A 20,207-nucleotide genomic window follows, 5' to 3' on the forward strand; every position below is an offset into this window, starting at 1 on the left:
CGCTCATCAAGTACTTGGCTAAACTGCGCCGCGATTTTGCAGGAATCCACTTCAACCCATAAGAAGAGAGACTCGATGAGCGCCAGGACCCTTCTTGCTGTCGTAGCCGTCTGCGCCAGCCCGCTCGCCTTCGCTGCCGAGGGCAATGCCGACGCAGCCAAGGACAAGATTTCGATGTGCGTCGGCTGTCACGGCATTCCGGGCTACCAGACCGCATTCCCGAAGACCTACAAGGTGCCCCGCATCGGCGGTCAGTACCCGGAGTACATCGTTGCCGCGCTGCAGGCCTACAAGAACGGTGACCGCAAGCACCCGACGATGACCGGTATCGCTGCCAGCCTGACCGAGCAGGACATGGCCGACCTCGCCGCCTACTACGGCGCCCAGAAATAAGGAACGCAGGCCATGATGAAGAAATTCGCATTCGTTGCGCTCGCCGCCATGGTGGGCATGTCCGTCGCCCACGCCGGCGATGCCGCCAAGGGCAAGGAGAAGTCCGCTGCCTGCGCCGCCTGTCATGGTGCCGACGGCAACAGCCCGGCACCGGCTTTCCCGCGCATCGGCGGTCAGCACGAGGACTACCTGCTGCAGGCGCTGCAGCAGTACAAGAAGGGCACGCGCAAGAACGCCATCATGGCGGCTCAGGTCGGTGCGCTGAGTGATCAGGACATGGCCGATCTGGCCGCCTACTTCGCGTCGCAGGCCGGTCCGCTGGTCACCCGCCGCTGAGTTTGTGTCTCTGCTCCAATAAAAAAGCCGGCATAGCCGGCTTTTTTATTGCCCGCTTGCCGTGCGGCACCGTTCAGAGCTTGAGCCAGCCGCCCGGGCAGTAGCCAGCCTTTTCCAGCCGGCTCAGGGTTGGCGCCAGATTGAGCGTGGTCTGCGTGCGCAAATGGCGCGCCCGCTCGCGCAGCGTGTCCAGCGACAGGTCGATCACCTCGGTACCGCCGGCGACGCAGATCGCATTGCCTTCGTCCAGCGAGGGCAGCACCAGCGCACGCCCGTCGTGGGCGTCGATCAGGCGCTGCGCACTGGCGCGGAAGCCGCGCGTGCGACCGAACATGTTCAGACTGACACGCCCGTCAGTGGCAAGGCGCGCACGGCAGTGCTGGTGAAAGGCGGCGGTATCGAGCGCATTGGCGCGCGCCCGGTGGTCATAGCCATCGACCAGGATGAAGTCCCACTCCGTCTCGCTTTCGGCGACGAATTTCGCGCCGTCGTCGATGACGATGCGCAGACGCTCGTCCTCGGCCGGCAGCCGGAAATGCATCGCCGCGACGGCGGGCATGCGCGGATCGATCTCGACCACGGTGATGTCGGCCCGCGGGCAGTAACGATGCAGAAACTTGGTGACCGAACCCGCGCCCAGCCCGATCACCAGCACGCGTGCCGGCCACGCGTCATGCGGCGCGAACAGCAGCGGCAGCATCATTTCGCGCGTGTATTCGAGCTCCAGCGCGAACGGGCGCGCGACGCGCATGGCGCCCTGCACCCATTCCGAACCGAAGTGCAGGTAGCGCACGCCGGCCGCCTCGGACACGTCTATCGAATTGCGCGGCGTCTTCGTGCGCCCGCTGCCGAACAGCGTGGCAAGGCTCAATTGCGCTGCTCGGGCAGCACGATGTTGACTTCGAGTACCTCGTAGTTGTCCTGCTTTTCGAGCTGGACCTTGATGTCTTCCGGGTTCACGCGCACGTACTTCGAAATCACCGCCACCAGTTCCTGCTGCAGCGCCGGCAGGAAGTCGGGCGCCGAGTTCGATCCGCGCTCGCGCGCGATGATGAGTTGCAGGCGTTCCTTCGCGATCGAAGCGGTCTTCTGCTTCTGGCCGAAGATCAGGGAAAGCAGGGACATGCTTACTTCCCTCCGAACAGGCGCTTGAGCAGGCCGGGCTTTTCGTAGTCGACGAAGCGCAGCGGGCGCTCCTCGCCGAGGAAGCGTGCAACCACGTCCTCATACGCCTGGGCGACGTCGCTGCCTTCCATGTGGATGGCCGGCGTACCCTGGTTCGAGGCCTGCAGCACGATTTCCGATTCCGGGATCACACCCAGCACCGGGATGCGCAGGATTTCCTGAACGTCGACGTGGCTCAGCATTTCGCCTTCGACGGCGCGCTTCGGCGAATAGCGGGTGACCACCAGGTGTTCCTTCACCGGCTCGCGGCCGTCGCGCGCGCGGCGCGACTTCGACTGCAGGATGCCGAGGATGCGGTCCGAGTCGCGCACCGAACTGACTTCCGGATTGGTCACGATGACCGCCTCGTCGGCGAAGGTGAGCGCCATCACCGCACCGTGCTCGATGCCGGCCGGCGAGTCGCAGACGATGTAGTCGAAGCCCATGTCGGCGAGGTCCTTCAGCACCTTTTCGACGCCTTCTTCGGTCAGCGCGTCCTTGTCGCGCGTCTGCGAGGCCGGCAGCACGAACAGGTTGTCGCAGTGTTTGTCCTTGATCAGCGCCTGGGTGAGGTTGGCTTCGCCGTGGATCACGTTCACGAAGTCATACACCACGCGGCGTTCGCAGCCCATGATGAGGTCGAGGTTGCGCAGGCCGACGTCGAAATCGATCACCGCGGTCTTCTTGCCGCGCAGTGCGAGGCCGGACGAAAATGCGGCGCTGGTCGTGGTCTTGCCCACGCCGCCCTTGCCGGATGTGACGACTACGATACGGGTCACTGTGGTCTCCCTCTTGTGATTCAGGTGGTCGCCAAAGCGGCGACGGTCAATACCTGTTTGTCCGAATGGTCTTCCAGGCGCACGTGCGCCGGTCGGCGCAGCAGTTCGCCGCTGGCCGTGTGTTCGAAGGTCTTGTACACGCCGGCGATCGACACCAGTTCTGCCTCGAAGCAGGTGGTGAAGATGCGCGCCTGCGTGTCGCCCGAGGCGCCGGCCAGCGCGCGGCCGCGCAGCGGCGCGTAGATGTGGATGTTGCCGTCGGCGATCACTTCGGCACCGGCACTGACCATGGCCAGCACCACCAGATCGCAGCCGCGCGCATAGATGCGCTGACCGGAGCGCAAAGGCTTGTCGATGATTTCGGTGCGTCGCTGCGTCTGCGTGATCACTGCTTCCGGCGTGCTTGCCGGTACGGGCTCAGGCTCGGGTATGGGCGCCGGGGTTTCAGGCACGGCTTCCGGCGCAGGCGCGGCGCGCGGTGCGCTCTCGGCCGCCAGCACGGCCATGCCAAGCGCGCGCGCATCGTCCGCGGCCGCGTCGCACGCGGCCTGCACGGCGATGGCGGTCAGCGCATGGCGGCCAAGTGCGTCGCGGATGGCCGGCAGGTCGGGGCGGGCGTCTGCCGGCAGTTCGCTGCAGTCGATCACCACCGGTTCGCCGGAAAAGAAGCCGGGCATGCTGCCGAGCCGCGCGTCGAGCGCTGCGGCGATAGCCGTGCTGTCGTCGCTGCGCAGCACGGCACGCATCGCTTCGAGCGTGGCGCTTTTGAGTTCTATGGCCGAAGTATCGGGCTTGCGCGCCATGGGGAGTCCGCGGGAAATGTCGAAAGTCTACTCAGTGCCCGACCTGCGGGCAACACGGCGCTTCAATGCACCGCCGGCGGCGGATCGCCGAACAGGCGGGAGATGTCGGCTGCGCTGAAGCGGTAGTCGTGATTGCACATGTCGTCATGGATGTGCAGTTCGCCTTTCTCGGCGAGGATGGATTCGACCTCGGCGCGGCCCAGCGACAGCACCAGCCGGCGCACCTTTTCCTCGTCGCGCGGGCAGTGATGGCGCGGCGTCTGTGCCTCGAACACGCGGATGCCGCCGGCCTGTATCTCCTCGTGGAACAGTCGGCCGAGCAGCGTTTCGGTGTCCAGCGTCTTCAGTTCGTCCGGCGTCACCGTGGCGGCCAGATGGCACACACGGGCCCAGCCGTCGGCGTCGCGCTGATCGGCGCCCGGCAGCTTCTGCAGGAACAGCCCGCTCGCCGTGTCCCCGTCGGCAGCCAGCCACAGCGCCGTGGGCTGCTGCTCGGACTGTTCGAGGAAGTGCTCGAATACCTCGGCCACCGTCGCGCCTTCGAGCGGTACCACGCTCTGGTAGGGCGTGGGCGAGCTTTCCGGCTGCAGGGTCATGACCAGATGGCCATCGCCCAACAGTTCGGGCAGCGGAGCTTCGACCAGCTCGGCCGGCGCACTCGCCATGCCACGGATGCGCAATTGCTGGTCGCAATCGACCACCAGCATGCCCACCGCGCCATTGCCGCGCACCTGGACTGTCAGCCGACCTGGCTGCTTGAGCTGGCCGCCCACCATCAGCGACACCACGGTCACTTCGCCGAGCAGTCGCGTCACCACCGGGCCGTAGCCGCGGCCACGCAGCATCGACTGCCAGCCTTCGGACAGGCGCACACGGGCGCCGCGGATGTCCAGACCTTCGAACATGAAGCGCTGGATCAGGTCAGGTGCGCTCATCCGAGCACCTCGGACCAGCGTTGGGGGTCGAAACCGATCAGCAGTTCGTCACCGTGATCGACGATGGGCCGGCGGATGGCGGACGGGTTGGCACTGAGCAGCACGAACGCGCGATCGGCGTCGAGGTCAGCGGTCTGGTCAGGCGGCAGCTTGCGGAAGGTGGTGCCGCGCGTATTGACGACGGCCTGCCAGCCGGCGCGGCGTATCCAGTCGGCCAGGGCGTCTGCCGGTACGCCGTCCTTCTTGTAGTCATGCAGCTGGAAGTCGATGTGCCGGTCGGCAAGCCAGGCGAAGGCACGCGACATCGTGTCGCAGCGCTTGATACCGAAGACGCGAAGCATGGGGTGTTCAGGGGTGGAATCCGGAGAGCGCGCATTGTACGTTGCACCGCCGGCGCCTGCTGCGGGTGACGAATGGCCTCCTGGGGCTGGCGTCATCGTGCTGCAATGGTTAAGATTTGGAAAATTTATCCGAAACAACAAACTGGCACGCGAAATTGATCGGCTTTTTAAGGTCGTTCGCGGCATCAACAGTGGGAGACGTGCATGATGTTTCGACGCCCGGGCCTCTATGCCCTGACGCTGGTTTTCGGATTTTCGATGTTTGCCGCCGATTTCGCGCTTGCCGCGCGTTCGGTCGCCAGCGGCAAGCAGGTCAAGTCGGCGGTCCGCCCTGCGGCCAAGATCGCCTCCAAGAAACGTGTTTCGCCCACAGTGCAGGCCGCGGCCAAGCGCTCGGCGCCGCTTGCTGTCGCGGTGCCGGCCTTCCGCCCGCCGAAGCCGCCGGCGCAGCGTCACTACGCGGTCGATGGCAGCACCTTCTACGCGGACGGCGTGCGGGTGCGTGCCGCCGGCCTGGAGGGGATTGAAATGGCGGGTGCCTCGGGCATGGCAAAGCAGCGCTTGCAGCAACTCCTCGATTCAGGTCGCGTCAGCATCGAACCCCTGGGCATGGATGGCGGCGACGTCACGCTGGCCCGGGTGCGGGTCGATGGACGCGACGTGAGCGAACTGGTCAGCGCGCGCTGAGTCCAGCGCCGAATGAAAAAGGGCCCGGTAATCACCGGGCCCTTTTTCATTGTCCTGTCGTCTGAGGATCAGCCTGCGGTCAGCGCAGGGTTCCGGCTGCCGTGTGTTTCCTTCGCGGCCGGTGCGTCGTCCGCCACTGCCTCGTCAGCGACCGTTTCGGCCTCGACCGGCTTCAGTTTGCGGGTGTTTTTCGGGCTGACCGTCGGCAGCACGACATCGATCTTGTTCTGCGTCATGTAGTCGTTCATTTCGCGCCAACCGGCGAAGATGGCGGCCTTCGACGCCTTCGGATTCAAGGTGTAGCAGTCCTCGAGCGCGCGGCCGGCGTGGCGGCAGGCGCCGCCGACGGCCTTGGCCTCCAGCTCCTTCTGCGCCGCGGCGCGGTTGGGATCGGGAATGGGCAACTTGTCGCACGCGGCCACGAGGACTGCGCACGCGATCAGCACGATGGAGTGGACTGCTTTCACCTTGGAAGCGCTTCCGGAAACTGGGCACACACTCGGTTTACGGCAGCGCACGCCGGCGCTTGAGCGCGCGGTCCGGCTCAGAGCGCGCCGCGCGAATACTCGGCCAGCAGCGTGTCCTGTGCACAATGCCGCGCGGCGCGCGATACCCGTCGCCGATAGCGGCCGTCCGGCTCCATCTCCCACGACTGGCTGTTGTCCAGCAGGTAGGGGCGCAGGCCTTCCTTCATGATGCGTCGCTTCAGCTTCGGATCGAGCACCGGGAAAGCCACCTCGATACGGCGGAAGAAGTTGCGCTCCATCCAATCGGCGCTGGCGAGGTAGAGCTTTTCCTCGCCGTCGGCGTGGAAGTGATAGATGCGCGAATGTTCGAGGAAGCGGCCGACCACCGAGCGCACGGTGATCTTGTCCGACAGGCCGGGCACGCCCGGGCGCAGCGCGCACACCCCGCGCACGATGAGGTCGATGTCCACGCCGGCCTGACTGGCCGCGTAAAGCGCTTCGATCGTCTCGTCCTCGACCAGCGAATTCATCTTGGCGATGATGCGGCCCTTGCGGCCGGCACGTGCGTTCTCCGCTTCCTGCCCGATGGCGGCGATCACGTTGCTGTGCAGCGTGAAGGGTGCCTGCCACAGATGGGTGAGCGTGCCGGCGTGTCCGAGGCCGGTCAGCTGCTTGAATACCTCGTTCACGTCCTCGCCGATCTGCTCGTTCGCGGTCATCAGGCCGAAGTCGGTGTAGAAGCGGGCAGTGCGCGGGTGGTAGTTGCCGGTACCGAGGTGCACGAAGCGGCGGAAGCGGTGCACGCCATCCACCTGCTCGCGCCGCACCACCATCAGCAGCTTGGCGTGCGTCTTGTAGCCGAACACGCCATAGACGACATGTGCGCCGGCCTCTTCGAGGCGCGACGCCCAGTTGATGTTCGCTTCTTCGTCGAAGCGCGCCATCAGTTCGACCACGACGGTGACTTCCTTGCCCTTGAGCGCGGCGCGCACCAGCGCTTCCATCAGCACGGAATCGGTGCCGGTGCGGTACACCGTCATCTTGATCGCCACGACTTCAGGGTCGTCGACCGCCTGCTGCACCAGGTCGATCACAGGCTTGAAGGACTGGAAGGGATGGTGCAGCAGCAGATCCTGCTTGCGGATCATGGCGAAGATGTCGTAGCGCTTTTCCATCGTGCGCGGCACCTGCGGCACGAAGGGCGGGTATTTAAGATCCGGGCGCTCGACCCAGTCCGGCACCTGCATCAGGCGCACGAGGTTCACGATGCCCGGTGCGCGGTAGAGGTCGTCGCGCGTCAGGTTGAACTGCTGCAGCAGGAAATCCGCCATGTGTTCGGAACAGTTGTCCGCGACCTCCAGCCGCACGGCGTCGCCGTAATGGCGCTGCGGCAGTTCGCCCTGCAGCGCCTGGCGCAGGTTCTTCACCTCTTCCTCGTCGAGGAAGAGGTCGGAGTTGCGGGTGACGCGGAACTGGTAGCAGCCGAGCACGTTCATGCCTTCGAACAGATCGCCGACATTCATGTGCATGGCTGACGACAGGAACACGAAGCCGTGGTCCACGCCGGTCAGTTCCTTCGGCAGCTTGATCACGCGCGGCAGCGCGCGCGGTGCCTGCACGATGGCGTAGCGCGAACTGCGGCCGAAGGCGTCGCGGCCTTCCAGCTCGACGGCGAAGTTCAGGCTCTTGTTCAGCACGCGCGGGAAGGGGTGCGAGGGGTCGAGCCCGATCGGCGTCAGCACCGGCATCAGCTCGCGCATGAAGTAGTCGCGCACCCAGTCGCGTTGCGCTTCGGTCCAGTCGCCGCGACGCAGGAACACAATGCCTTCCTTTTCCAGCAGCGGCAGGATGACGTCGTTCAGCAGCGAATACTGTTCGGCGATCAGCTGGTGCGCTTCGGCGGCGATCAGCCGCAGTGCTTCCTGCGCCGAGCGGCCGTCCGAGGTGACGCCGCGGGCGCCCATGCGGATGTGTTCGCGCAGGCCGCCGATGCGGACCTCGAAGAACTCGTCGAGGTTGCTCGACACGATGCACAGGAATTTCAACCGTTCGAGCAGCGGTACGCGCTCGTCCGCCGCCTGCGCCAGCACGCGCCGGTTAAAGGCGATCAGCGACAGTTCGCGGTTGATGAAGTGATCGGGTGCGTAGCGCGGCACCGGCAGGATGGACGGCATGATCGGTTTCTGTCTCTGAAGTTGTTGTTATGCGACCCGGTATTTTGTGACACAAGTGCTATGGAATTATTACAGCGTCCGGGGGCCTCGTGCTTGACGGCGCGTGGCTTGCGCGCTGCTACACTCCGCGCTGACCTCTTTTATTGCATCGCCGCATGAGCTACGAACTTCTCGCCGCAGTCGACCTCGGATCCAACAGTTTCCGGCTCCAGGTAGCGCGGGTGATCGATGACCAGATCTACCCGCTCGACGGCGTGAAGGAAACCGTCCGCCTGGCGGCCGGTCTGGGGCACGGCAAGTTGCTCGACGGGGCGTCGCAGCTCAGGGGTCTGGAGGCACTGTCCCGTTTCAACGAGCGTCTGCGCGGCTTCGCGCCAGACCAGGTGCGCGCGGTGGCCACCAACACGCTGCGGGTGGCGAAGAACGCGCCGCAGTTCCTGCCGCAGGCCGAGGCGGCGCTGGGCTTCCCGATCGAGGTGATCGCCGGGCGTGAGGAGGCGCGGCTGATCTACGTCGGCGTTGCCCACACGCTGCCCAATCCTTCCAGTCAGCAACTGGTGGTCGATATCGGTGGCGGCTCGACCGAGTTCATCATCGGTCGCAGCTTCGAGCCGATGGCGCTCGAATCCCTCTACATGGGCTGCGTCGCCTTCAGCCTGCGCTATTTTCCCGATGGCCGCATGGACAAGAAGTCGCTGCGCGAGGCCGAACTGGCGGCGCGGCGCGAACTTGAAACCATCGAGCATGACTACCGTTCGCTCGGCTGGGACGAGGCGGTGGGTTCCAGCGGCACTGCGCGCGCGCTGCTCGACATCATGGAACTGAACGGCTGGTGCCAGGGCGCGCTGACGCGCGAAGGCATGGACAAGCTGCGTTCGCTGCTGCTGCGCGTCGGTGACGTGAATCGTCTCGGCGTGGCCGGGCTCCGTCCGGACCGTCTGCCAGTGCTGGCGGGCGGTTTTGCCATCATGTCGGCGGTGTTCGACGCCTTCCGACTCGAACGCATGAGTTTCTCCGAGGGGGCGCTGCGGCTGGGCGTGCTGTACGACCTGCTCGGGCGCTATCACCATCGTGACCTGCGCGATGCGACGGTGCTGCAGTTCGTGCGCCGCTACCAGGTGGACCAGCGGCAGGCCGATCGTGTCCACGCCACCGCGCTCAAGCTCTACCGGCAGCTTGAGCCGGACGCCGGCGACGATCATCCGGATCTGCACCTGCTGAGCTGGGCGGCGCGCCTGCACGAACTGGGCATTTCGGTGGCGCACGCCGGCTATCACAAGCACAGCGCCTACATCGTCGGCAACGCCGACATGCCGGGCTTCTCGCGCATGGACCAGGCGCGACTCGCGCGGCTGGTGCTGGCGCACCGCGGCAAACTGGAGAAGGTGAATTCCGCCGCCGCCGACCTGCGCGACTGGCCGCTCATCCTTTGTCTGCGGCTGGCCGTGCTGCTGCATCGCAGCCGCGACGACTACGACGAACTGCCGCTGCGCCTCGACCGCAGTGGCGCGGGCTACGTCATGTCGGCTCGCGCCGAGTGGCTGTCGGCGTCACCGCTGACCGCCGCCAGCCTGCACGACGAACAGCGCCTGTGGGCGGCCATAGGCATCGAGCTGCGGCTGCGGCCGCAGCGCGGCAAAGGCCAGTCGGCCGCCTGAACGCAAGCATGGGCGTCCCGACGATCGCGTTCGAGATGTCCGGGCAGTTGCGCATTGCCGTGCTTGCCGGCGACTGGACGCTGACAGGACTGGAAGGGCGCCTCGACGCCTTGCGTGCGCAACTTGCCGCGGCCGAAGCAGGTGAGATCGAGAGCTGGAATCTCGCCGCCGTGAGCCGTCTAGATTCGCTCGGCGCCAGCGTGCTGTGGCGCGGCTGGGGCGACCGGCTGCCTGAGCGGCTGGAGGCTGATCCGCGCACGCGCAGGATGCTGGAATCGGCGGCGACGCTCGGAGTACGCCGCCGTGCCAGCGCACCGCAATCACGTTTCGGCGATTCGGTTGTCGCGCTCGGTCGCGTCGGCATCGCGCTGTGGCGGCAGCTGATCGGCATGATTGCGCTGACCGGCCAGATGTTGTTCGATCTCGCCGCCGCATTGCGTCGCCCGCACGACGCGCCGCTGCGCGAGCTGTCGGCCAATCTGTACAAGACCGGCGTGACGGCGCTGCCGATCACCGCGCTGGTGGGCTTCCTGATCGGCGTCGTGCTGTCCTACCTGTCGGCGCTGCAACTGAAAACCTTCGGCGCCGACGTGTTCATCATCAACATCCTTGGCATCGGCATCGTGCGCGAACTGGGGCCGGTGCTGGTGGCGGTGCTGGTGGCCGGACGCTCCGGCTCTGCAATGACGGCGCAGCTCGGCGTGATGCGGGTGACCGAAGAGATCGACGCGCTGACCACGATGGGCGTGCCGGCCACGCTGCGGCTGGTGCTGCCCAAGGTGCTGGCGCTGCTCGCGGCGATGCCGCTGCTGGTGCTGTGGACCTCGTCGTCGGCGCTGTTCGGCGGCATGGTGGCGGCGTCGATACAGCTGGACATCAGCTACGGTTTCTTTCTCGAAACGCTGCCGCGCGTAGTGCCGATCGCCAATCTCTACATCGGCCTGGGCAAGGGCCTCGCTTTCGGGCTGGTGATCGCGCTGGTCGCCTGCCACTTCGGACTGACGGTCAAGCCGAACACCGAGAGTCTGTCGGCCAACACGACGCGTTCGGTGGTCAGTGCGATCACCTGCGTCATCCTGGTCGACGCGGTGTTCGCCATTGCCACGCGCCACATCGGCATGCCGACATGAACGACGCGGTCATCGACATCCGCGGGCTGGTCACGCGCTTCGGCAGCAATGTCGTGCATGACGGACTGGATCTCGCGCTGCCGGCCGGCGAGGTGCTCGCGCTGGTCGGCGGTTCGGGCAGCGGCAAGACCACGCTGCTGCGCCAGGTGATCGGCCTGCTGCGGCCGCAGCAGGGACAGATAAGGGTGTTCGGTCAGCCGCTCTTTTCCGGCGATGCGCTGGCCGACCGCCAGTTGCGACGTCGTTTCGGCGTGCTGTTCCAGCAGGGTGCGCTGTTTTCCGCACTCAACGTGCTGGAGAACATCGCCTTTCCGCTGCGCGAACTGCGCTGGCTCGATCGCGATGCCATCAACGATCTGGTCATGATCAAGCTGGCCATGGTCGAACTGGAACCGCAGCATGCCTGGCTGATGCCGGCCGAACTGTCGGGCGGCATGGTCAAGCGGGTTGCACTGGCGCGCGCGCTGGCGCTCGAACCGGAGCTGCTCCTGCTCGACGAACCGACAGCCGGCCTCGATCCGGACCGCTCGGAGGCTTTTGTCACGCTGATCCGCCGCTTGCGTGATCAGCTTGGTCTGACCGTGGTGCTGGTGACCCACGATCTCGACACACTGGCTGCGCTGGCGACTCAGGTCGCCGTGCTCGGCGAGCGACGTATACTCGCTTACGGTCCACTTGATCACGTCATGAAACACGATCATCCCTTCATCCGCAGTTTCTTCTGTGCCGAACGCATGTCGCGCGTGCTCGCGCGCAGCGGGAGCTGATCATGGAAAGCCGCGCCCACGCACTGGCTGCAGGTCTGTTCCTGCTACTGATGAGTGTCGCCGTCGGACTGGCCATCTGGTATCTGTCCAGCGGGGACGACGCCGGACAGGAGTACCTGCTGGTGACCACGGCCGATGTCGGTGGCTTGAGTCCGCAGGCACAGGTGCGCTACCGCGGCATCCGTGTCGGCAAGGTGAGGGACATTTCCATCAACCCTGACAACCCGCGGGAAATTTACGTCCGCATCTCGATTCCGGCGCGTTATCCGGTGACCGCAGGCACGCGTGCCGAGTTGGGCTATCTCGGCGTGACCGGTCTGGCGCTGATCGACATGACGGACGATGGCTCCGACCCGACGCCGCTGTCGCCGGACGACGCGCGCATTCCGCTGCGTGGCTCGCAGTTCGGCGGGCTGGGCAACAAGGCCAGCGATACGATGGACGTGATGCGCCAGGTGCTGTTGCGGCTGCATGTGCTGCTCGACGACCGCAATCTCGAACGCATAGGCGCGACGCTGGGCAGCCTGCAGTCGGCGACCGCGCACCTGGACCGGACGCTGGTCCATCTGCCAGGCGTCGCCGGCGATCTGCGCGAAACGCTGCAACGCGCTCAGGCAGTGCTCTCGGCTGAGAATATCGAACGCAGCGGGCGCATCCTCGGTCAGCTGGAGGCAGTGAGCGCCCAGGGCGCGCCGCTGGCGCAGGAACTGCGGACCGTGCTGGCATCGATGCAGCAGTTGTCATCGCGGCTCGATGCGCTGGCGGCGGGCATGGGGCAGCAGATCAACGGCGACACCTTGCCGCGGCTGCAGACGCTGCTCGACGAAGCGAACCGCGACGCCCGCCAGTTGCGACGTGTGCTGGGCGAGCTCGAGTCTTCGCCACAGATGCTGCTGCTCGGGCGCGAGACGCAACAGCCCGGGCCCGGCGAGCCCGGTTTCGATCCCGCCGCCGGCAGAGCGCGCGACTGAGGAGCATCGGAGATGAAAGCACTTTGGGCATGCGCGCTGCTGTCGATCACGCTGGCCGCTTGCGGGCCGCTGCTGCCGCGCTCGCCGACGCCCGAACTCCACGATCTGGGCAGCCAGCGTACTGCGCGCCCGCTGGCGCGTGTGCCGGTGCTGACCGATGTGCATGCCCCCAATTGGCTGGACGGCACCGCCATCCACTATCGCCTCGCCTACGAGAGCGAAACACGTCGACGCAGTTACGCATTGAGCCGCTGGGCGGCTCCACCGGCCGAACTGCTGTCGGTCGCGCTGCGACGCATGCTGGATAGCCCGGGTGCGCCGTCGACCTGCCGTCTGGTGGTCGAGCTGGACGAGTTCATACAGGTGTTCGAGCAGCCGCAGGCGTCGGCAGCGCTGATATCCGGGGTCGTCACATTGGTCGGCGCCAACGGCAGGACCATCGTCGACCGCATGCGCTTCTCGCTGACCGAGAAGGCGACCGGCGCCGACGCGCCGTCCGGTGTTGCGGCGCTGTCGCGCGGCGTCGATGCGCTGGGGGTGCGGATCGCCGACTGGCTTGATCGGGCGGAGGCTGAAGGGCTGAGCAGGAGGTGTGAATCATGAATCCGGGAAATGCAGCGCCACGCGACAACGGTCTGCTGCAGGCGGCATTGGATCAGGTCGCCGAGACGTGCTGGGCGCGCCTGCCGTGCGAGCGCGTCACCATCATGCTGGCCGACGGCGAGGGGCACGACGCCGTGCTGGGCATTGCGGCCTGGCGTGGCGAACTGGCGCAGGAAGTGGTCAATGCGCGGGTGAGCAGCGGCAGTTCGGTGGCGGGTGAGGTGTTCGCCAGCGGCCGGGCGCGGCGTGTCATCGACGCCGACGCGCCGCAGGCGGGCGGCCGGGCGCGCGGCGAGGGCGGCAGCTTCATCTGCACGCCGCTGCCGCTCGACGGACGCATACTGGGCGTGATCAACGTGCGACGCGGTCGCGGTCAGCCGGCGTTCACGGAGGAGGAGGAGGGCATGCTGGACTGCCTCGCGCTGTTCGGCGGCAAGTCGGTGCAGACCGCGCAACTTGCCTTCCTGGTCAAATCGGAGTTCGCGCAGCGGGCGCTGCAGGGCGAGGAGGTGACGGCGCTGGCGGAAGCCTTCTCGCAAGGGGCGGCCCAGCCGGCGCAGGTGGCGCGCATGCTGGCGAAATCCTTCTATCGGGAAATGAAGGCGGCCGGTTTCGGCAACAACCAGATTGTCGGCGCGGCGGGCGAGATCATCGACCAGCTGTCTGCCAGTCTGCGCAAGCACGGCCAGCGCATGGAGCGCGGCCGGCAGTGAATCATCGGCGCCGGGGCTGGCCGGCGCCGCGTCGCGTCAGCCGAGCGAGGCGCTGTAGGCGTCGGCGCTCAGCAGCTCGTCCAGTTCGGCCGCATTGTCCGGCTTGATGACGAACATCCAGGCGCCGTAGGGATCCTGATTGACCGATTCAGGCTGGTCGGCGACCGGGGCATTGACCGCGGTGACCGTCCCCGACACCGGGGCGTGGATGTCGGAGGCCGACTTGACCGATTCGATCACCGCCATCGCCTCGGTACGGGCGACGGTGCGGCCGACATCGGGCAGCTGCAGAAAGACCACATCTCCGAGGGCATCCTGCGCGTGGTCGGTGATGCCGACCGTCACGGTGCCATCCTGTTCGACCCTGACCCATTCGTGTGTGTCGGTGTAGCGAAGATTGTCCGGATGATTCATTGCTGTTTCCTGGTGGGTTTGACCGGGCGAGATTGTAGCCGCGCAGGACCGTCAGCGGCCGCCTGCTAGAATCCCAAAGTTATGAATGCCGATCTGCACTGTCACTCCTGCCACTCCGACGGCGTACTGTCGCCGGCCGCGCTCGCCGCGCGCGCCGCGGCCAATGGCGTCGAACTGTGGTCGCTCACCGATCACGACAACCTGGGCGGACTCGACGAAGCGCGCGAGCAAGCGCGTGCGCTGGGCATGCGGTTCATCGACGGCGTCGAGATCTCCGTCACCTGGCACGGCACCACCATCCACGTCGTCGGGCTCGGCATCGATCCGCGCCACGCGCCGCTGGAGCAGGGGCTGGCCAGCGTGCGCAGCGGCCGCGACGAGCGCGCATTGCGCATGGCCGATGCGCTGGAAGCGCTGGGCGTGCGCGACGCCTACGCCAACGCGATGCGCCATGCCGGCAATCCGTCGCTCGTCGGTCGGTCACACTTCGCACGCGTGCTGGTCGAGCAGGGCTATGCGCCGGACGTGCATGCGGTGTTCCGCGACTATCTGGTGCGCGGTCGCCCGGGCTACATCGAACACCAATGGACGGCGCTGGAGCAGGCGGTGGCGTGGATACGCGGCGCTGGCGGCGTCGCTGTGGTCGCCCATCCGGGCCGCTATCGCATCTCCGGCGATCAGTTGCTGCGCCTGCTGAGCGACTTCCGCGATGCCGGAGGGCAGGCCATCGAAGTGGTGTCCGGTTCTCACGGCGAGGCCGAGGTCAGGCATTTCGCCCGGCTGGCCCGCGATTTCGGTTTCTACGCCTCGCGCGCGTCCGACTTCCATGCGCCGGACGAAAGTCCGATCGACCTTGGACGAGGCGCCCATCTGCCCGCCGGTGTCGAACCGGTGTGGCATGCGCCTGAGCTCGGTTCGCGTGCCGCCTGTCCGGCCTGACGCCGCTTTTCCACACCCTTTGACGAATACATCCACGTGGCACAGCTTTTCACCGTACATCCGGACAATCCGCAACCCCGTCTGATACGACACGCCGCCGACATCCTCCGGGATGGCGGGCTGGCGGCCATTCCGACCGACTGCGCCTGGTCGCTGGTCGGGCATGTGGGCGACGCCCGCGTGCTCGAGCGCATCCGCCGCATCCGTGACGTGGACGTGCATCACCACTTCACGATGATGTGCCGTGATCTGTCGGACATCGCCAACCTCGCCAAGGTCGATAACGCTCAGTTCCGGCTTCTGAAGAGTGCGACGCCGGGGCCCTATACCTTCATTCTGGAGGCGACGCGGGAGCTGCCGCGGCGCATTCTGCATCCGAAGCGCAAGACGATAGGCCTGCGGGTGCCGGACCATCCGGTCGTGTCGGCACTGCTGGAGGCGCTGGGCGAACCGCTGCTCGGCTCGACCTTGCTGCTGCCGGGCGAGGAGCTTCCGCTGACCGACGCCGAGGACATCCGCGAGCGCCTGCAGCACGAGCTCGATCTGGTGATCGACGCCGGTCACTGCGGAACGCAACCGACCTCGGTGATCGACCTGTCGTCGGGCACGCCCGAACTGGTACGCGCCGGCGCGGGCGACGTCGCGCGCTTCGGCCTGGACTGACGTGCCGGCCGCGTTCTGCTAGCATCCGCCCGCCTATGGACGAAAGCATTGCACGCTTGGCGGTCATCGTGCTGCCGGTCGTGCTTGCCATTACGCTGCACGAGGCGGCCCACGGATACGCCGCACTGATGAAGGGGGACCCGACCGCGCATCTGGCCGGCCGGATTACCGCCAACCCCTTGAAGCACATCGATCCGGTCGGCACGATACTGGTGCCGCTGGTCATGTATTTCGTCGGCGCGATGGCGGGTCACGAGGGCCTGCTGTTCGGCTGGGCCAAGCCGGTGCCGGTCGATTTCTCGCGGCTGCGTCGCCCGAAGCAGGACATGTTCTGGGTTGCGGCAGCCGGTCCGGCCGCCAATCTGGTGATGGCACTGGGCTGGGGGCTGGCAATGAAGCTGGCACTCGGCATGCCCGGTCACTACTTTGCCGAGCCGCTGCTGCTGATGGCCAAGGCCGGCATACTGATCAATCTGGTGCTGATGGTGCTGAACCTTCTGCCCATACCGCCGCTCGACGGCGGACGCATCATGGTGAGCCTGCTGCCGCGCGGTCCGTCCATGGTGTTCGCGCGCATCGAGCCTTACGGCATGTTCATCCTGATCGCGCTGCTGGTGTCGCACGTACTCGACGACATCCTGCGTCCGCTGCTCGTACTGGCGAACGCGCTGCTGATGTCCCTGCTTTTCTGAACCGGATGAATCGATAACATGTACGCAGAACGCGTTCTTTCCGGCATGCGCCCCACCGGTCGCCTGCATCTTGGTCACTACCACGGCGTGCTGAAGAACTGGGTCAAGCTGCAGCACGAATACCCCTGTCTGTTCTTCGTTGCCGACTGGCATGCGCTGACCACCAATTACGAAGACACGCAGGTGATCGAGCGCAGCGTGTGGGACATGCTGATCGACTGGCTTGCCGCGGGTGTCGATCCCAACCAGGCGACGCTGTTCATCCAGTCGCGGGTGCCGGAGCACGCCGAACTGCATCTGCTGCTGTCGATGATGTGTCCGCTCGGCTGGCTGGAACGGGTGCCGACCTACAAGGACCAGCAGGAAAAGCTGGCCGACAAGGATCTGGCGACCTACGGCTTCCTCGGCTATCCGTTGCTGCAGTCGGCCGATATCCTGATCTACCGCGCCAATCTGGTGCCGGTGGGCGAGGACCAGGTGCCGCACGTCGAACTGACGCGCGAGGTGGCCCGTCGCTTCAACCATCTGTACGGCCGCGAGCCCGGTTTCGAGGACAAGGCGCGTGAGGCGGTGAAGAAGCTGGGCGGCAAGCGCGGCAAGCTGTACGAGGAACTGCGCCGCCTGTACCAGCAGGAAGGCAAGGAAGACGCGCTGGCGCAGGGCAAGGCGCTGCTAGAGGAGGCGCAGAGCCTGAGTCTGGGCGACCGCGAGCGTCTGTACGGCTATCTGGAAGGCGGCGGCAAGATGATCCTGGCCGAGCCGGGCGCACTGCTGACCGAGGCGGCCCGCATGCCGGGTCTGGACGGGCAGAAGATGTCCAAGTCCTACAACAACACGCTGATGCTGCGTGAAGAACCCGAGGTCGTCACCAAGAAGATCCGCGGCATGATGACCGATACCCAGCGCGTGCGTCGTACCGATCCGGGTGATCCGGACCGCTGCCCGGTGTGGCAGTTCCATGTGATCTACTCGGACGACTCGGTCAAGCAGTGGGTACAGGAAGGTTGCCGCTCGGCCGGCATCGGTTGCCTGGAGTGCAAGCAGCCGGTGATCGACGCGGTGCTGAAGGAACAGGCGCCGATCCACGAGCGCGCGAAGCAGTACGAGGAAGATCCGATGCTGTTGCGCAACATCGTCGCCGATGGCTGCGAACGGGCGCGCAAGCTGGCGTCGGAAACGATGCGCGACGTGCGCGAGGCCATGGGCCTGAACTACGCCTGATGTCCGGCGAGGCGCTCATCGCTGAACCGGTGCCGGCCGAAACGGCTGCGCCACCGGCGCGCCTGTATGGCGAGGCGCTGGAAAAACTTCCGCTCGACCTGTACATTCCGCCCGACGCGCTCGAAGTGTTCCTGGACGCGTTCCAGGGGCCGCTCGATCTGCTGCTCTACCTGATACGCAAGGCCAACGTCGACATCCTCGACATTCCGATGGCGCCGCTGACCGCGCAATACCTCGTCTACGTCGAGGCGATGCGCTCGCAACGCCTGGAACTGGCGGCGGAATACCTGCTGATGGCGGCCATGCTGCTCGAGATCAAGTCTCGTATGCTGCTGCCGCGGCCGCCGCGTGAAGCCGCCGACGAGGGCGAGGATCCGCGCGCTGAACTGGTACGCCGGCTGATCGAGTACGAACAGATGAAGGCGGCCGCGCTGGCGCTGGACGCGATTCCACGCATCCAGCGCGAGCACGAGTGGGTCGGCGTGCAGGTGGCCGAGCGGCTGGTCGAGATCCAGCCGAACGTGAGTGCGACCGATCTGCAGCTGGCCTGGCTGGCGCTGATGCGCCGTGCCGACATGACCCGCCATCACAAGGTCACGCGCGAGGCGCTGTCGGTGCGTGAGTTCATGTCCGGCATCCTGCGCCGGCTGCACGAAGAAGGTGATCTGCGCTTCGACCAGTTGTTCGAGGTTGGCGCGCCGGCCGCCCAGATGGTGGTGAATTTTCTCGCGGTGCTCGAACTGGCCCGCGAGAACCTGATTGAACTGCTTCAGCTCGAAGCCTTTGCGCCGATTTATGTCCGAACTGCCCGAACAGCCGCAGTCGCCGAGCCCGTCTGAGGTCAAGCGCGTACTCGAAGCCGCGCTGCTCGCCAGCCAGGACGCGATGAGTACCGGCGAACTGCGCAAGCTGTTCGAGCAGGAGCTCGACCACGCGTTGATCCGTCGTCTGCTCGACGAGTTGCGCGAGGACTGGGCGGGGCGGGGCATCGAACTGGTCCAGGTGTCGTCCGGCTGGCGTTTCCGCACCACCGCGGACGTTCAGCCCTACCTGGATCGACTGAAGAATGAAAAGCCCGCGAAGTATTCCAGAGCGGTGCTGGAAACGCTGGCGATCATTGCGTACCGCCAGCCGGTGACGCGCGGCGATATCGAGGACATCCGCGGTGTGGCGGTGTCGCCGGGCATCATCAAGGCGCTCGAAGGGCGCGGCTGGATAGACAGCGTGGGTTACCGCGAAGTCCCCGGCCGCCCGGCGCTGTATGCAACGACACGACGTTTTCTCGACGACCTGGGCCTGCGCACGCTCGCTGAGCTGCCGCCGCTGGCCGAACTACAGAAGGTGATGGAATTCAATGATGCAAGGTAGACGCAGGCCGGGCGCCGGTGGCGAGGTCAATGGCAACGTGGCCAATTACCGCTCGCAGGACAGCAAGAACAAGCGGCGCGGCCCGGTGGTGTTCAACGAACCGCAGAAGCTGCACAAGATGCTGGCGGACATGGGCCTGGGTTCGCGCCGCGAACTGGAAGACTGGATCGTCGCCGGCCGCATCAGCGTCAACTCGCTGCCGGCGCACGTGGGTCAGCGCGTCGGGCCGGAGGACAAGGTCCGCGTCAATGGCAAGCTGATCCACATCCACTTCGCCCAGCGAGCCCCGCGCGTGCTGATCTACCACAAGCCGGAAGGCGAAATCGTGTCGCGCGACGACCCGGAAGGCCGTCCGTCGGTGTTCGACAAGCTGCCCAAGGTGGGGGGTGGCCGCTGGATCGCGGTCGGTCGCCTCGACTTCAACACTTCGGGTCTGCTGGTCTTCACCACCAGCGGCGAGCTGGCCAACAAGCTGATGCATCCGAGCTACGAGCTCGAACGTGAGTACGCGGTGCGGCTGATCGGGGAGCTCTCGCCGGAACAGTCGAAGAAGCTGACCGACGGCATCGAGCTCGAAGATGGCATCGCCAAGTTCAATTCGCTGGCCGACGGCGGCGGCGAAGGTTCGAACCACTGGTACCGCGTCACGCTGTCCGAAGGCCGCAACCGCGAGGTGCGTCGTATGTTCGAGGCGATCGGTCTGACCGTGAGCCGACTGATGCGCGTGCGCTATGGCCCGTTCGAGCTGCCGCGACGTCTGGCGCGCGGCAAGTCGGAGGAGCTCAAGGCGGAACAGGTCGAGAAGCTGTTGTCGGTGGTGCCGGCCAAGGGCAAGCAGCGCAAGGGGCCGGTAGACGAAGTCCGGCCGCCGGTCGACGGCGAAACGCCGACGTCACCCAAGCGCGGCCGTCGCCGCGGTCCGCGCAAGCCGCGTGAAGCCGGTGAGGGTGGCAATCGCGCTGCGCCGCAACAGGGCGCACCGTCGCCGC

General features: G+C 66.1%; 25 protein-coding genes. 16 read left to right on the forward strand and 9 right to left on the reverse strand.

Going from position 1 to position 20,207, the window contains the following annotated elements; genetic code table 11:
* Positions 1-75: 75 nt before the first annotated feature.
* Both IV112_RS10050 and IV112_RS10055 read left to right on the forward strand, forming a co-directional pair.
* Positions 76-393, forward strand: coding sequence for a c-type cytochrome (locus tag IV112_RS10050; protein WP_019918046.1), 318 nt, complete (start codon positions 76-78; stop codon positions 391-393).
* Positions 394-405: 12 nt separating this feature from the next.
* Positions 406-729, forward strand: coding sequence for a c-type cytochrome (locus IV112_RS10055; protein WP_019918047.1), 324 nt, complete (start codon positions 406-408; stop codon positions 727-729).
* 73 nt (positions 730-802) lie between these two features.
* Here the strand turns inward: IV112_RS10055 and IV112_RS10060 are convergent, their stop codons facing one another.
* From IV112_RS10060 to IV112_RS10085, 6 genes are all read right to left on the reverse strand, one after another.
* Positions 803-1,600: a fused MFS/spermidine synthase gene (locus IV112_RS10060; RefSeq protein ID WP_304003337.1), complete on the reverse strand. Its 798-nt coding sequence runs from the start codon at positions 1,598-1,600 to the stop codon at positions 803-805.
* Positions 1,597-1,854, reverse strand: coding sequence for a cell division topological specificity factor MinE (minE, locus tag IV112_RS10065; RefSeq protein ID WP_019918050.1), 258 nt, complete (start codon positions 1,852-1,854; stop codon positions 1,597-1,599). Before minE ends, IV112_RS10060 begins: the two co-directional genes overlap by 4 nt.
* Before the next feature lie 2 nt (positions 1,855-1,856).
* Positions 1,857-2,672 carry a septum site-determining protein MinD gene (gene minD / locus IV112_RS10070; RefSeq protein WP_024300408.1) on the reverse strand — a complete coding sequence of 272 codons (816 nt, stop codon included), beginning with the start codon at positions 2,670-2,672 and terminating at the stop codon, positions 1,857-1,859.
* 20 nt (positions 2,673-2,692) lie between these two features.
* Entirely contained in the window at positions 2,693-3,475 is a 783-nt protein-coding gene (gene minC, locus IV112_RS10075) for a septum site-determining protein MinC (RefSeq protein ID WP_304003339.1), read from the reverse strand.
* Between the two features lie 62 nt (positions 3,476-3,537).
* Positions 3,538-4,410 (reverse strand): Hsp33 family molecular chaperone HslO, encoded by an 873-nt coding sequence (locus tag IV112_RS10080; RefSeq protein WP_304003340.1) that lies wholly within the window; start codon positions 4,408-4,410, stop codon positions 3,538-3,540.
* Positions 4,407-4,751, reverse strand: a complete 345-nt coding sequence (locus IV112_RS10085; RefSeq protein WP_304003341.1) for a Spx/MgsR family RNA polymerase-binding regulatory protein — start codon at positions 4,749-4,751, stop codon at positions 4,407-4,409. The genes IV112_RS10080 and IV112_RS10085 overlap by 4 nt, the downstream gene beginning before the upstream one ends.
* Positions 4,752-4,955: 204 nt before the next feature.
* On the opposite strand from IV112_RS10085, the gene IV112_RS10090 reads away from it, so the two are divergent.
* A complete protein-coding gene (locus tag IV112_RS10090) occupies positions 4,956-5,438 on the forward strand; it encodes a hypothetical protein (RefSeq protein ID WP_304003342.1) in 483 nt (160 codons plus the stop codon).
* A 68-nt stretch (positions 5,439-5,506) separates the two neighbouring features.
* Here IV112_RS10090 and IV112_RS10095 read toward each other — a convergent pair whose 3' ends face one another.
* Together IV112_RS10095 and ppk1 are read right to left on the reverse strand one after the other, a co-directional pair.
* Positions 5,507-5,905, reverse strand: coding sequence for a hypothetical protein (locus tag IV112_RS10095; protein WP_304003344.1), 399 nt, complete (start codon positions 5,903-5,905; stop codon positions 5,507-5,509).
* Between the two features lie 77 nt (positions 5,906-5,982).
* Positions 5,983-8,079, reverse strand: coding sequence for a polyphosphate kinase 1 (ppk1, locus tag IV112_RS10100; protein WP_020164880.1), 2,097 nt, complete (start codon positions 8,077-8,079; stop codon positions 5,983-5,985).
* 155 nt (positions 8,080-8,234) lie between these two features.
* On the opposite strand from ppk1, the gene ppx reads away from it, so the two are divergent.
* The 6 genes from ppx to IV112_RS10130 are packed head-to-tail and all read left to right on the forward strand — an operon-like array spanning position 8,235 to position 13,921.
* Positions 8,235-9,737: an exopolyphosphatase gene (gene ppx, locus IV112_RS10105; RefSeq protein ID WP_304003345.1), complete on the forward strand. Its 1,503-nt coding sequence runs from the start codon at positions 8,235-8,237 to the stop codon at positions 9,735-9,737.
* A gap of 8 nt (positions 9,738-9,745) precedes the next feature.
* Entirely contained in the window at positions 9,746-10,867 is a 1,122-nt protein-coding gene (locus IV112_RS10110) for an MlaE family ABC transporter permease (protein ID WP_304003346.1), read from the forward strand.
* Positions 10,864-11,634: an ABC transporter ATP-binding protein gene (locus tag IV112_RS10115; RefSeq protein WP_304003348.1), complete on the forward strand. Its 771-nt coding sequence runs from the start codon at positions 10,864-10,866 to the stop codon at positions 11,632-11,634. The genes IV112_RS10110 and IV112_RS10115 overlap by 4 nt, the downstream gene beginning before the upstream one ends.
* 2 nt (positions 11,635-11,636) lie before the next feature.
* The gene (locus tag IV112_RS10120; RefSeq protein ID WP_304003349.1) at positions 11,637-12,605 is read left to right on the forward strand and encodes an MlaD family protein; all 969 of its coding nucleotides are present in this window, start codon (positions 11,637-11,639) and stop codon (positions 12,603-12,605) included.
* 12 nt (positions 12,606-12,617) lie between these two features.
* Positions 12,618-13,208 (forward strand): ABC-type transport auxiliary lipoprotein family protein, encoded by a 591-nt coding sequence (locus IV112_RS10125; RefSeq protein ID WP_304003350.1) that lies wholly within the window; start codon positions 12,618-12,620, stop codon positions 13,206-13,208.
* The gene (locus IV112_RS10130; protein WP_304003351.1) at positions 13,205-13,921 is read left to right on the forward strand and encodes a GAF domain-containing protein; all 717 of its coding nucleotides are present in this window, start codon (positions 13,205-13,207) and stop codon (positions 13,919-13,921) included. The genes IV112_RS10125 and IV112_RS10130 overlap by 4 nt, the downstream gene beginning before the upstream one ends.
* A gap of 36 nt (positions 13,922-13,957) precedes the next feature.
* On the opposite strand, the gene gcvH is transcribed toward IV112_RS10130, so the two are convergent.
* Positions 13,958-14,335, reverse strand: a complete 378-nt coding sequence (gcvH, locus tag IV112_RS10135; RefSeq protein WP_304003352.1) for a glycine cleavage system protein GcvH — start codon at positions 14,333-14,335, stop codon at positions 13,958-13,960.
* Between the two features lie 81 nt (positions 14,336-14,416).
* Between gcvH and IV112_RS10140 the strand changes: the two genes are divergently transcribed.
* From IV112_RS10140 to rluB, 7 genes are all read left to right on the forward strand, one after another.
* Positions 14,417-15,274, forward strand: coding sequence for a 3',5'-nucleoside bisphosphate phosphatase (locus IV112_RS10140; RefSeq protein WP_304003353.1), 858 nt, complete (start codon positions 14,417-14,419; stop codon positions 15,272-15,274).
* Between the two features lie 36 nt (positions 15,275-15,310).
* Positions 15,311-15,937 (forward strand): L-threonylcarbamoyladenylate synthase, encoded by a 627-nt coding sequence (locus IV112_RS10145; protein ID WP_304003355.1) that lies wholly within the window; start codon positions 15,311-15,313, stop codon positions 15,935-15,937.
* A gap of 35 nt (positions 15,938-15,972) precedes the next feature.
* Entirely contained in the window at positions 15,973-16,629 is a 657-nt protein-coding gene (locus IV112_RS10150; RefSeq protein ID WP_304003357.1) for a site-2 protease family protein, read from the forward strand.
* Between the two features lie 18 nt (positions 16,630-16,647).
* On the forward strand, positions 16,648-17,850 hold the full coding sequence (locus tag IV112_RS10155) for a tryptophan--tRNA ligase (protein ID WP_304003358.1): 1,203 nt from the start codon (positions 16,648-16,650) through the stop codon (positions 17,848-17,850).
* Positions 17,850-18,689 carry a segregation and condensation protein A gene (locus IV112_RS10160; RefSeq protein WP_304003359.1) on the forward strand — a complete coding sequence of 280 codons (840 nt, stop codon included), beginning with the start codon at positions 17,850-17,852 and terminating at the stop codon, positions 18,687-18,689. The genes IV112_RS10155 and IV112_RS10160 overlap by 1 nt, the downstream gene beginning before the upstream one ends.
* Positions 18,646-19,218: an SMC-Scp complex subunit ScpB gene (gene scpB / locus IV112_RS10165; RefSeq protein WP_019918072.1), complete on the forward strand. Its 573-nt coding sequence runs from the start codon at positions 18,646-18,648 to the stop codon at positions 19,216-19,218. Before IV112_RS10160 ends, scpB begins: the two co-directional genes overlap by 44 nt.
* A partial coding sequence (gene rluB, locus IV112_RS10170) for a 23S rRNA pseudouridine(2605) synthase RluB (protein ID WP_304003360.1) occupies positions 19,208-20,207 on the forward strand: 1,000 nt, incomplete at its 3' end. The genes scpB and rluB, both read left to right, overlap by 11 nt.

Origin of the sequence: Methyloversatilis discipulorum, from assembly GCF_018780585.1 — a bacterium.
Classification (GTDB): domain Bacteria; phylum Pseudomonadota; class Gammaproteobacteria; order Burkholderiales; family Rhodocyclaceae; genus Methyloversatilis; species Methyloversatilis discipulorum_B.